11 protein-coding genes and 2 tRNA genes are annotated in these 12,752 nt (G+C 41.3%); all 13 read right to left on the bottom strand.

The features are described 5' to 3' along the window. The 13 genes from trmD to MHH90_RS03015 all read right to left on the bottom strand — a co-directional run bounded on the left by trmD (window position 1) and on the right by MHH90_RS03015 (window position 12,611). Window positions 1-720 (bottom strand): tRNA (guanosine(37)-N1)-methyltransferase TrmD, encoded by a 720-nt coding sequence (gene trmD / locus MHH90_RS03075; RefSeq protein ID WP_002951382.1) that lies wholly within the window; start codon window positions 718-720, stop codon window positions 1-3. Then, the gene (gene rimM / locus MHH90_RS03070; protein WP_011226286.1) at window positions 710-1,228 is read right to left on the bottom strand and encodes a ribosome maturation factor RimM; all 519 of its coding nucleotides are present in this window, start codon (window positions 1,226-1,228) and stop codon (window positions 710-712) included. Before rimM ends, trmD begins: the two co-directional genes overlap by 11 nt. 215 nt (window positions 1,229-1,443) lie before the next feature. Beyond that, window positions 1,444-1,515 (bottom strand) — tRNA-Glu (locus tag MHH90_RS03065). Window positions 1,516-1,544: 29 nt separating this feature from the next. Then, window positions 1,545-1,616 (bottom strand) — tRNA-Gln (locus MHH90_RS03060). Between the two features lie 283 nt (window positions 1,617-1,899). Beyond that, window positions 1,900-2,544 (bottom strand): response regulator transcription factor, encoded by a 645-nt coding sequence (locus tag MHH90_RS03055; RefSeq protein WP_002951384.1) that lies wholly within the window; start codon window positions 2,542-2,544, stop codon window positions 1,900-1,902. After that, window positions 2,534-3,544 carry a sensor histidine kinase gene (locus MHH90_RS03050; protein ID WP_011226288.1) on the bottom strand — a complete coding sequence of 337 codons (1,011 nt, stop codon included), beginning with the start codon at window positions 3,542-3,544 and terminating at the stop codon, window positions 2,534-2,536. The genes MHH90_RS03055 and MHH90_RS03050 overlap by 11 nt, the downstream gene beginning before the upstream one ends. Continuing rightward, on the bottom strand, window positions 3,541-4,239 hold the full coding sequence (liaF, locus tag MHH90_RS03045) for a cell wall-active antibiotics response protein LiaF (RefSeq protein WP_011226289.1): 699 nt from the start codon (window positions 4,237-4,239) through the stop codon (window positions 3,541-3,543). Before liaF ends, MHH90_RS03050 begins: the two co-directional genes overlap by 4 nt. Before the next feature lie 254 nt (window positions 4,240-4,493). Continuing rightward, entirely contained in the window at window positions 4,494-4,661 is a 168-nt protein-coding gene (locus tag MHH90_RS03040) for a potassium channel family protein (RefSeq protein ID WP_014608530.1), read from the bottom strand. A gap of 636 nt (window positions 4,662-5,297) precedes the next feature. Further along, window positions 5,298-7,169, bottom strand: coding sequence for a Stk1 family PASTA domain-containing Ser/Thr kinase (gene pknB, locus MHH90_RS03035; protein WP_340725772.1), 1,872 nt, complete (start codon window positions 7,167-7,169; stop codon window positions 5,298-5,300). Continuing rightward, window positions 7,169-7,906 (bottom strand): Stp1/IreP family PP2C-type Ser/Thr phosphatase, encoded by a 738-nt coding sequence (locus MHH90_RS03030; protein ID WP_220016104.1) that lies wholly within the window; start codon window positions 7,904-7,906, stop codon window positions 7,169-7,171. Before MHH90_RS03030 ends, pknB begins: the two co-directional genes overlap by 1 nt. Window positions 7,907-7,949: 43 nt before the next feature. Then, on the bottom strand, window positions 7,950-9,272 hold the full coding sequence (gene rsmB / locus MHH90_RS03025) for a 16S rRNA (cytosine(967)-C(5))-methyltransferase RsmB (RefSeq protein WP_014608533.1): 1,323 nt from the start codon (window positions 9,270-9,272) through the stop codon (window positions 7,950-7,952). Next, window positions 9,262-10,197 (bottom strand): methionyl-tRNA formyltransferase, encoded by a 936-nt coding sequence (gene fmt, locus MHH90_RS03020; protein WP_014608534.1) that lies wholly within the window; start codon window positions 10,195-10,197, stop codon window positions 9,262-9,264. Before fmt ends, rsmB begins: the two co-directional genes overlap by 11 nt. A gap of 17 nt (window positions 10,198-10,214) precedes the next feature. Next, entirely contained in the window at window positions 10,215-12,611 is a 2,397-nt protein-coding gene (locus tag MHH90_RS03015) for a primosomal protein N' (RefSeq protein ID WP_014608535.1), read from the bottom strand. Window positions 12,612-12,752 lie beyond the last annotated feature (141 nt).

The following is a 12,752-nucleotide window of genomic DNA, read 5'->3' as shown; positions in this document are numbered from 1 at the left end:
TTATTTTCCTTCTGATTTTATCTCTTCTAAAATCTGACGTTCTTCGTCTGTAAAATCATAGTTTTCCAAGAGATCAGGTCTACGCTCCCAAGTCTTTCGCAAGCTCTGCTCCATACGCCAACGTCGAATATTAACATGATGGCCCGACAAGAGAACATTTGGCACCTTCATGCCACGAAATTCAGCTGGGCGAGTGTACTGTGGGAACTCCAAAAGACCTGATGAGAAACTATCATCCTTGTGACTGGCTTCCTTGCCTAAAACCTCAGGAATCAAGCGGACAGTGGCATCTACAATAGTCATAGCGGCTAGCTCTCCACCAGTCAAGACAAAGTCTCCTAGTGATATTTCGTCAGTTACTAAAGTTTTGATACGCTCATCATAGCCCTCATAATGGCCACAGATAAAAACTAATTCCTCTTCTTGCGCCAATTCCTCAGCATAGGTCTGATTGAAGGTACGACCTGCAGGATCTAGGAGAATAACGCGAGGCTTAGTCACATTTAATTTATCAAAGGTATCAAAAATTGGCTGAGCACGTAACAACATGCCTTGTCCACCACCATAGGGCTCATCATCTACATGACGTGCCTTCTCCGCATTGTCACGGAAATTGTGATAGTTGATTTCTAGGATGCCCTTGTCCTTTGCCTTACCAACAATGGAGTGTTCCAAAGGAGCAAACATATCTGGAAATAGAGTCAAGATATCAATCTTCATCGTCTAATCCTTCCATGAGCTCAACCTCAATACGACCGGCTGCAACGTCAACATCAAGAACCACTGGTGGAATATATGGCAAGAGCAGGTCTTTTTTCCCTTTACGTTTCACTACCCAAACATCATTAGCACCCGGTTGGAGAATCTCTTTAACCTGACCGATTAGCGTATTACCCTCATAGACATCAAGACCAATGATTTCATGATAGTAAAATTCACCATCATCAAGATCTGTTAGATTTTCCTCAGCAATCTTTAGGCTACAGCCCTTATACTTTTCTACATCATTGATATGGTAAAGACCTTTAAACTTAACGATATCAAAGTTCTTATGCTTACGGTGACTCGCAACCTCAACATCCATGATGTAATTATCTTTGTCATCAAAAAGAGCTAGTACACTCTTCTTCTTAAAACGTTCGTCCGCAAAATCTGTTACAGATAAAACACGAAGTTCACCCTGCAATCCCTGTGTATTTACAATCTTTCCAACGTTATAATATGTCATTCAACTTCCTTATTATTTCTTATTCAAATCAAACCATGAGTCAACAAATTATCAAGTAGCCCATGACGGCTATCTCAAAACGCGCATTTTAAACCAGGTTAGATTTTTATTATTCTTCATTTCAAAGAGATATAAAATGTCTGGCTTAGACCATTCAACCCCTCTATTTTATCAAAAAGGACACAAAAAAACCAGCTTTCTTTAGCTGGAGCTTATAGTCCGTACGGGATTCGAACCCGTGTTACCGCCGTGAAAAGGCGGTGTCTTAACCCCTTGACCAACGGACCATAATCTGTATCTCTACCCTCAGATAGAACTGGGGTAGCTGGATTCGAACCAACGCATGAGGGAGTCAAAGTCCCTTGCCTTACCGCTTGGCTATACCCCAAAAGACTCTTATTATTCTACAGAAAAATCAGGAGGCTGTCAATACCTTTTTTAACTTTTTTTCAAAAAAAACAATCGGCATAACCGATTGCTAGGAGTTAGGAGATTTTATCATATAAGTGACCTTAGATGATGATTCGAGGTTGAAGAAACCTCATATGAAAAAAAGTTTTAGGACAGACTAATTATATATGTTGCTAGAAATAAAGTCAAACACTTTGACTCGTAAAATAAGAGATAATTTGCACAGCCATAATTAACCTTTTCCAACTCCTAAAATAGATTTATTCATCATCCTGTGAAACCAGATGATGTCTAAAGGCATAAACTACAGCCTGAGTACGGTCATCAACATTTAATTTCCCAAGGATATTAGACACATGAGTCTTGACGGTTTTTAAAGAAATAAAAAGTTCGTTAGCAATGGTTTGATTGTCATAGCCTTTAGCTAGGAGGGCTAAGATATCACGTTCGCGCGCGGTCAAGTCATCATGTAAGTTCGGGTGACTATCATGGTATTTAATCTTATTGTCTACCTCAGTTTCGATAGCTTCCTCTCCACGGTAAACCTTACGGATACTATTTAGAATCTCTGCTGCACTGCTCGTTTTAAGCATATAGCCTTTGGCGCCAGCTTCAATGACTGGATAAATTTTTTCATTGTCCAAATAGCTGGTCAAAACTAGAATCTTAGCTTCAGGCCATTCTTTTAGCAATTCCAAAGTCGCCTGAACACCATCTAGCTCAGGCATAACAAGGTCCATAACAACGACATCTGGTCGTAGCTCCAGGGCAAGATCGACACCCTCACGGCCGTTTTCTGCCTCTCCAACCACTTCTACATCTCCTTGGAGATTCAAGAAACTCTTAAGGCCTAAACGAACCATTTCATGATCATCTACCAAAATTACATTAATCTTATTCGACATTGTCTTCTCCTCTTAATATTGGCACACGAACATCAATAGACGTCCCTTTACCTTTAGCTGATAGGAACTGCACAGTTCCCGCCATTTCATCAACACGCTCTTGGATATTTTTTAGTCCATAACTCATCTCGTCAGTCGAGGCATTCAAATCAAAACCAACACCATTATCTAGCATTTTTAACTGAATTTCCTGACTATTTTGATAGAGGTAGACCTCTATTTGGCTGGCCTTGGCGTGCTTAAGGGTATTAGAGATAAACTCTTGGGCAATCCTAAAGAGATTATCTTCAATACGCTTAGGCACTTTCTTAACCATATCCTTATAGACAACACGGATATTGGATTTATCAGTTAATTCTTTAAGAATCATCTGCAAGCCTTCCTGCAAAGTCTTGTTCTCAAGTTCTGTCGGACGAAGGTGCAAAAGCAAGACACGCATATCATTTTGAGCATCAGTCAGCAAGGCCTCGACTGCCTGAATCTGATGATGTAAATCTTCCTTACTTAGCTGGTCCACCATCTGAGAAACACCAGATAGAATCATACTAGCCGCAAAAAGCTCCTGGCTAACGGTATCGTGAAGATCTCGAGCAATGCGACCTCGCTCTTTCTTAATAATATCACGACTTTTCAAAGCCTGAGCATTTTCCGTTTTTTGCAGATCCTTGGTCAATTTACGCATTTTATGAGATAGACGCATCATATTCTTGTCCAACTCACTATCTCCCTGACGTTTGACAGGTTGGTTATTGATAATACGACGCAAGTCTTGATTGACCGAACGCATACTATTATCATTTGCAATGGCCCAAAGAATATACAGCAAAATGAGCAAACTCAGAACCACAAAAAACATGTTAAAAAGGAAGTGAAATACCTGAGAGATACTACCGAAAACCAGTGAAAAGTTGAGGTTAAAGCTATCCATAACCACAAGGGTAACCCCAATTAAAACAACAACTGAATAAGTTAGGATTAAAAATAGGTACTGTTTCTTCATTTACGACGTACCTCCACTGGTCCAGCTCCCACATTGAGAATCAATTTAAGCGTTCGATGGGCATGCTCATACTCTGCCCCCTGCAAGGTCAAGCTTTCGTAACGGAGGTCGTATTCATCTTCATCAAAGAAGGTCACAGAGCTATAGATAGCTGATATATTCAACTTAACGGAAATATCAATTGGTACCAAGATTGTCGTTGGTCCATAAAGTTTCTGTAAAATGACGACATTTTCTCGACCTGAAACGATAACCTGGGTCAAATCAATCACATCTGTCCCAAAGAAACGGATAATATTAATATCATCAAAGTCATAGCGATCACTGACAGGTTCCATATGAGTTCCAATCCACTGATTTCGCACAGCCTGTGGATTCAAGTCATCTTCCTTAAATTGAATGAGAGCGTAACGATTCTTTTTCTTGACCTGTGAAAAATGGTTAATCATGACATAGGCCACACCCACTAAGATAGCAAGAACCACATAGATATTCCACATGGAAACCAAAAAAAGTGAAATCAAGCAGATCGTCAAGACAAAGTCGCTCTTGGACTCCTTGTTAAAAAAGCGAACGGCCAACAAGGTTAAAACCAGTATGAAAATAAAACGGATAATATCATTATTAAAGATGGTGATTAAGCCTAGAGTTAAAAGAAGAGCCTCCACCACTAAGAAAAAATTAAATTTGGTCATAAGGACCTCTCAAATAAAAGTATACAGGGTTCATTCTATCAAATTTTGGACTAATTGACAAAGAGGACTAGTTCGAGAGATTACTGGCTATACGAGATAGCGACAAAAAAGCACCCCCATCATAGGAAGCACAATCTTTAATCTACAGAAAACCTAGTCGTCGTTCTTATTCATTTTCCTACTCATAGCAAGCACCGTACTTCTGATTTCCTCAAGAATGACACGTTATTCAGCCAACTCCTTCTCAAGCTCAGCTATTTTTCGTTCAGTTTAGCGACCTGAACGCAAAAAAATATTATTAAGAGAGCTGTCAACAACCCCAGAGTAGCAATTCCACTAAACATGAGCACAACAGCAATTGCCTTACCTACGAGGTTTTTAGGGACAATATCCCCGTAACCTACTGTGGTAACTGTTGCCACAGATCACCAAATATCATCTATAAAATTATGATGCTCCACACGGGCAATAATACTACTACTGATAAGGATGATAATACTATTAGCCGAAAACAAAAAGTGAAAACCATTTCTACGATTAATACGATTTGAATTATGCTTAAACTTACTACTTAGACCAATTCAACGTGAGATTTTTTCCAAACGATCAAAGCGTTCCAGCCTTGAAAAACAAAGGAAGGTAAATACTTCATTTTAAGAAATGATGGTCAACAAGTCCAACACATGCGTTTTAACAAAAATCCGCTCCCGAAGTGCCAAGGAAAAACGAATAGTATAATCTAAAGCAAATTTAAGGGTAATGGTCTGATTAATAGATAGAAAAGAATGTCTCCCAATAGTAATCAACCCAACCAAATCAAAAAATTACTCTCCCTATGAAAAGAAGGGCTAGAACCGTCATGACAATATCGTAGCTAATAATATACCTTTTTCAGTTTTCTACGGTTTCTCATTACGCCTCTCCTCTATGTGATGCGCGTTCATCATAAAAGAATCTGCCATCCCTGACAAGCAGCCACTTTAAAATTCCCAAGCAATTGAATTAAAAAGAGAGTCAGAAAGCCTCTCTTTTTCTTATATCTAAAATTTTCAAACTCATTATTGCTCTGTGTGAGTAGCTTCTGTAGCTGTTTCGGTACTAGAAGCTGTACTACTTTCAGAACTAGAACTTGTAGATGACGACGATTGTGTCGTACTTGCTGAGCTTGACTGTTGAATACTTGAACTCTTAGTTACGACTGAAACATAGAGAATCACTGTGCCATCAACAGCAGTACCAACTTGAGGATCTTGATAAAGGACCTCTGTATTACTAGGTACCTTACTCTTATCCAACTTAACACCAGTATTATAGTCATGATACTCAATACTGCTGCTTGAAATGTCTTTACTATTCAAGGTTTGGACTGCTGTCGAGACAGTTAAACCAGTCACATCAGGCATAGTTATAGTCTTAGGAGTTGCCACACGAAACTTGATTTTTGCCTTACTATCTTTAGGATTGAAGGACTTGTTTTTCTCCGAACTTTGAGATAGAATTTCGCCTTCTTTAGCATTATCGTCTTCGACATGTTGAATATCGATCTGATCCTCGGAAACCCCATAATTCGAGGTTAAATCCTCAATGGCATCCTTATAATTTTTCCCCTTGTAATTTTTCAGAGTGAAACCTTTGCTACCAGAAGAAACATAGACATCAATGCTTGCTCCCTCTTTACGCATTGTCCCAGCTGTAGGGTCGGTCTTGATAACTTTGCCCTTATTGACTGAATCATTTTCGACTTCTTTAACATCGCCAACCTTAAAGCCTGCACTTTCAAGTTTCGTCTGAGCTGTTGACAACTCTTGACCTACAACATTTGGTACTTGGACATTGTCAGGATTGGTAAAAACAAGATAGGCAAAAATGATAATTCCTATAAAGACGAAGCCTAGTAAAACCTTGAGTAGAGTTGAAAAGAGATTTTTCTTTTTTTTAGATAGAGAAGCTTTTTCCCTCGGTTGTTTGCTTGGAGCCGGTGTAGGCTCTGATGGTTTAGGAGAAATCTTTTTCTCAGGACCTACTGATGAAACTGAATCAACCTTTGGCAGGGTCTTAGCATCCGTCATGTCATCAAAAACTACCTTAGAATCACGACTATGACTAGGATGCAAACTAGTTACTAGGTCGCGACTCATTTCCAAAGTGCTGTTGTAACGATTTTCAAGCTTTTTAGCAGTTGCTCTAATAACAACATTTTCTAAAGCTTGAGGAACGTTACGGTTCTCAGCCAAAATCGATGGCAGGGGCTTTTGGAAATGTTGAAGTGCAATGGTTACTGCACTATCGCCATCAAAAGGGATATGCCCTGTCAACATTTCAAAGAGCATAATCCCCATAGCATAGATATCACTTTGGATAGTGGCTTTAGAACCACGTGCCTGTTCTGGTGACAAATAATGGACTGACCCCAACATTGAGTTAGTTTGTGTCAGGCTGGTTTCAGCAAATGCTACTGCGATACCAAAGTCTGTAACCTTAGCTCTACCATCCTTAGTTAATAGAACGTTCTGTGGCTTAAGGTCACGGTGAATAATACCCTTTTGGTGGGCAAGAGTCATGGCGGAAAGGACTTCCCCCATAATACGCACAACATCTTGGTTAGACAATGGTGCATGGTCTTGAATGAATTTCTTCAAGTCCGAATCATCCACATACTCCATCACCAAGAACTGCTGACCGTCTTCTTCACCAATATCTCTAATCGCAACGATATTCGGATGGCTAAGCTCAGTCATGGCACGTGCTTCACGCTGGAAACGCGCCACAGCAACCTGATCAGTTTGATAATTGGTACGTAGCACCTTAATAGCTACACTTTCATTATCCAGAATCAGGTCGTTAGCCAGATAAACATCCGCCATACCACCACGTCCGATAGATTTAAGGATTCGATAACGTCCAGCAAACAATTTGCCAACTTGGATCATTATCCTTCCTCACTTTCTACTTCGATGAGAGCAACTGTAATATTATCATGACCACCGGCTTCATTGGCAGCAGCAACTAAACGACTGGCTTTTTCTTCGACAAGACCAGGACTGTTAACAATATGAATAATCTGTTCAATTGAAATCATATTAGTCAATCCATCTGAATTGGCCAAAATATAATCTCCCGGTTCCAATTGTTGAACACCAAGATCTGCTTCAACTGGAGCAGCTTGCCCTATAGATTGCGTAATAATATTACGTTGTGGGTGAACTGCAGCTTCTTCTTCTGTCAACTGACCAGCCTTGATAAGAGCATTGACCAAGGAGTGATCGCTCGTTAATTGCTTATACTCACCATTACGGATAAGGGCAATACGTGAATCCCCAACATGAGCGAAAATCACAGCATTATCAACTAAGGCAAGAACCTCGATAGTCGTTCCCATTCCTTTATATTCTTCATTTTGACCAAGCTCATAGATTTTACGATTTTCTTCGTCGATGGCAGCAATCATCCAATCACGAATATGGCTCAACTCACGATGATCAGTGTTAATCCAGTCACGACCAAGGTCAGATACTGACATCTCACTGGCAATATTTCCAGCACGGTGTCCACCCATTCCATCTGCAACAATGACAAGTGTAACACCAGCCTTATTGACAAATTTATTAACAAAATCTTGATTGTTTGACCGTTTTTGACCAATGTCCGTTAATAACGATATTTCCATAATTTTCTTTCTGACTTGCGTCAGTGTTTCCTCCTCTGTAACCCTAGACTTTCTTACGCAACTGAGCGATAAAAAAACCATCAGTTAGATACTGTTCGGGGGTGATAGCCAAATAGCCATTGACCACGATGTCCTTGCATGGATGATCCAAGGCAACTTGCTCAAAATCAGGATGGCTCTCAAGAAAGGCCTGAATTACCTCTTGATTTTCTTCTGCTATGATGGTGCAAGTACTGTAGGTTATTATACCACCTTTTCGTAGGGTTTGACAAACACTGGATAATATATCCAATTGCACAGACTTGAGGGATTTAAAGTCTTGGAGATCCTTATTGTATTTTATGTCTGGTTTTCGACGAATGAGACCGATCCCTGAGCAAGGAGCATCCACTAGAATCTTGTCAAAACTAGCAGTCGGAAAGACTTGATGCACCTGACGAGCATCTAGTTTCTGAGTTTTAACCTTATCAGCCAGACCAAGTCGTTGTGCATTTTCTTTAATAAGAGCAAGCTTATGATCATAAAGGTCAAGAGCCGTCACATGTCCACTCGTCAAGTATGATGCCATATGGACAGTCTTACCTCCGGGTGCCGCACAAGCATCCAGGATTTCTTCCATACCTTGAATTGCTAAAGTTGGTGCAACTAGCTGACTAGTCTCATCCTGAATGGTCAATAACCCCTCTTTAAAATAATCAGTCCCAGCAAAATAACCCGAAGACTTAACAAGCCCAACTGGTGACAAATCTGAACGCTCAGCTCCAGTGGCCTCCGCAATTTCTTCCATACGGGACACATCCGTCACACGGACACTGGCCTTGTTTCTCACAAAGAGACTTTGGAAAATAGCAAGAGCTCGCTCTTCCCCATACTGCTCAATAAGCTTTTTCACCAACCATACAGGTAGGGAATATTGAACAGAATAGCGTTTATTGACACGTTTAATCTTGCTTGGATCTGGCAATGGCTGGCTAGATAGTTTGCGAAGAACTGCATTCACCAGCTTCTCAGCTCCTTTTTTATTGCCACGATTTTTGGCAATAGAAACGGCATCGTTAACCACCGCATGGGATGGAATCTTATCCAAGTAGGCCAACTGGTAAAGACTCAAAAGCAATAGGTCATAGACCCAAGCTTCAAGTTTATCTCGATCCTCAATGACATGGGCTAAGATCCATTCCAAAGTGATCTTACGGGCAACAGTTCCATAAACAATTTCCGTTACCAGGGCCTTGTCCTTATCTGTTAGACATGAATTGCTCAGACGTGCATTGAGGGCAATATTTGAGTAAGCCCCTTCTTGAAAGACTTCTTCTAAAACTTCAAGTGCCTGTCCACGGGCTGTTTTTTTCCAATCATTGGCCAAAGACATCACCTACTTCAAGATTGCGACCGACTCCATTAAGGAAATCAGCAATAGCCATACGAGGTTTACCTTCAAGCTGAACACTCTTAAGCGAAATAGCCCCCTGACCAGTCGCAACGACCAAACTCTTCTTAGTTTTTTCGATAATATGACCAGCCTGTCCTTGTCCTTCTACTAAGTCTCCCTCATAAATTTTGAAACGTTTGCCATTAAGCAAAGTGTGTGCCACAGGCCATGGATACATACCTCGGATTTGATTGAAAATGTCACGACCCGACTTATTCCAATCAAGGCGCTCCTCTTCTGGGCTAATGTTTGGTGAAAACGTTACCTGACTGGCATCTTGAGGAACAGGTTTGATTTCTCCTGCAATGTAGGCAGGCAAGGTTTCAAGCAAGAGGTCACGACCCAAAACTGCCAATTTTTCAAACATAGTACCGACATTATCTTGGTCCAGAATTGGCAAGGCCTTTTGGCTGACCATGTCACCAGCGTCCATTTCCTTGACCATTTCCATAATGGTCACACCAGCTTCTGCATCACCATTGATGATAGCATAATGGATAGGTGCACCACCACGATATTTTGGCAAGAGCGATGCGTGAACATTAACCGCAAAGTCCATGCTATCAAGCAATTTGCTTGGCAAAAATTGACCATAAGCCGCAGTAACAATACCATCAGCTCCAAGTGATATCAGTTGGGCCATTTCTTCAGAGCCTGATAATTTTTCAGGCTGATAGATTGGCAACTCATGCGCCAAGGCTAATTCCTTAACTGGTGTCATGCGAATTTCTTTTTTTCGGCCGACAGCACGATCTGGCTGTGTGACAACAGCGACAATGTCGTAATGCTCATCTGTCAAAAGTCCCTCCAGCACTGTCGCTGAAAAGGCCGGCGTTCCCATAAATATTATTTTTGTCATATTCTTCCTTTTCTAAATTAGGTAAAATTCTGAGGCTCATGATCGATAATCAAACGTAGATCCTTATTTTCAGGTTCCTGAGTCATATCAAGGATCCTATTAAGTGTCTCTTCCAAGCTATCCTCAAAACGATATTTGATAATAATCTGATAATGATAAAGGTTATGTGTTCGGGCAATAGGTTTTGGTGTTGGTCCCAAGAAAGTCACCTTGTCCGACAAATGTTCTCTTAAACAAGCCATGACATCATAGCTCTTACGGACTACAAACTCTTCATCCTTGTGGGAAAGAGTGATCCCTACCGTATAAAAATATGGCGGGTAGGCCAACTGACGGCGAATCCCCATCTCATAGGCATAGAATCCCTCATAATCCTGTTGCTGAGCAAAACGAATGGCATAATGACTAGGGTTATAGGTCTGAATAATAACCTCCCCTTCCTTGTCCGCACGACCAGCACGACCAGCCACCTGAGTCAACAGCTGGAAAGTGCGCTCAGCCGAACGAAAATCTGGTAAATTTAGCGACGTATCCGCATTTAAGACCCCTACCAAGGTAACATTGGGAAAATCCAAGCCCTTGGCAATCATTTGGGTGCCTAGCAGAATATCAGCCTTGCCACTCCCAAAAGTCTCTAAAAGTTTCTCGTGAGCGCCTTTTTTACGTGTAGTATCAACATCCATACGAATCACTCTGGCTTCTGGAAAAAGTTCCGTCAATTGATCATAAGCCTTCTGTGTCCCAGTCCCATAATAGCGAATCTGACGACTCTGGCAATTAGGACAGACATTAGGAATAGCTTTTTGAAAATCACAGTAGTGACAATTCATGGTCTTGGTATCCATATGCAAAGTCAGTGAAATATCACAGTTCGGACAGTCATCCACATAGCCACAGTCACGACACATGACAAATGAAGAATACCCACGACGATTCAACAACAAAACGACTTGTTCCTTACGTGCCAATCGCTCTCGGATTTTCTCCAAGAGAGGTGGCGTAAAATCACTCGCCTCTTGTCTACCGACAAAGTCCTTAAAGTCCACCACTTCAACCTGCGGAATTTTAGCACTAGGATTGGCCCTCTCCGTCAATTCAAAAAAATGGTAGACCCCTTTCTGAGCCCTCGCTCGCGACTCAATAGAAGGCGTGGCTGAACCAAGTACAAGAATAGCGCCATGACTTTTGGACCTAAGCAAGGCCACATCTCTAGCATGATAGCGAGGATTGGATTCCTGCTTATAGGTCGCCTCGTGCTCCTCATCGATAATGATTGCTCCAATATTGTCCAAGGGAGCAAAGATAGCAGAACGTGCTCCTACAACGACCTTTGCTTGACCAGACCTAACCTTACGCCACTCGTCAAATTTTTCACCATCTGACAAGCCTGAATGCATGATTGCTACCAAGTCACCAAAACGGGAGATGAAACGATTGGTCATTTGTGGCGTCAGAGAAATTTCTGGAACCAAGACAATGGCAGTTTTTCCCATAGCCAAGGTTCTCTCAATAAGATGCAGGTAAACCTCAGTCTTACCTGACCCCGTAACTCCTTCCAACAAGAACGGCTTCCCACCATGACCAATCTGACCTGTCATTACTTCAACAGCATGTGCTTGCTGAGCATTAAGCTCTAGAAAATCCGTCTTCTCTACCTTTTCAAAGTAGCTATCAGCACGATTGACCTCAACTTCAGTGATGGCTAGAGCTCCAGCCTCAATGAAAAACTTCACCACATCTCGAGAAAAAAGTTTATGCAGGTCTACTAACTTTCCAGGCTCATTCTTTTCTAACAAGAAGTCCCGCAACTCCAGCCGCTTCTTGGCTCGTTGCGAAATATCCAAAGTCTCTAAAATGCCTCTTTGAACACTATAATGTTTCTCCGTTTTTATATTTTGTTTATCCCTAGCAATGTAATCAACCGTTACGCGACCAGATCCCACCAAACGCGGAATGGCTTGACCTTGTTCTTTCGACAATTGAGAGAAGAGAATATGGTCTCTCCCCTGAAGAAAAAGGTCCCTCTCCTCTTCGCTCAGTTTATCAGTTGCCATGATAACTTTGTCATACTGTGAATTAAGGAGACCCGGAAGCATAGACTTCAAGATGGAAATCTTATAGGAAAAAACCGTGTGTCGCATTTGGTCAGCCAAATCCAGCTGATCCTGATTAAGGACTGGTTCATAATCCAAAAGTTCCGCAATTGGCTTCAAGTCTGGCAGATTTCTTACATTTTCTTGCTCTCCAAAGCCAATAACAAACCCTTGCAAGAGACGATTTCCTTTACCAAAAGGCACATGAATCCTCATACCGATAGTAATTTGCCCCTGCATGGATTCTGGTACAAGGTAACTATAAGGCCTGTCCGTCTGCATTAGAGGAACATCTACAATTATTTGTGCAACTAAAACCATATATCTCCTCTCTTCACCTTTGGTCCAGCGATTTCCTAAACTCCAGAAATCCTGAGCTAGTGATATGCATCATAAAGAAGGAAGCTGAGACACTATGCCTCAGCTCCTCTTATCCTCGTAAACCAAAGCAAGACTTTGATT

Source organism: Streptococcus sp. FSL E2-3488 (genome assembly GCF_038003585.1).
Classification (GTDB): Bacteria; Bacillota; Bacilli; order Lactobacillales; family Streptococcaceae; genus Streptococcus; species Streptococcus thermophilus.
Note: the sequence above shows the minus strand (reverse complement) of the source record. Positions and strands in the feature narration are given on the sequence as shown.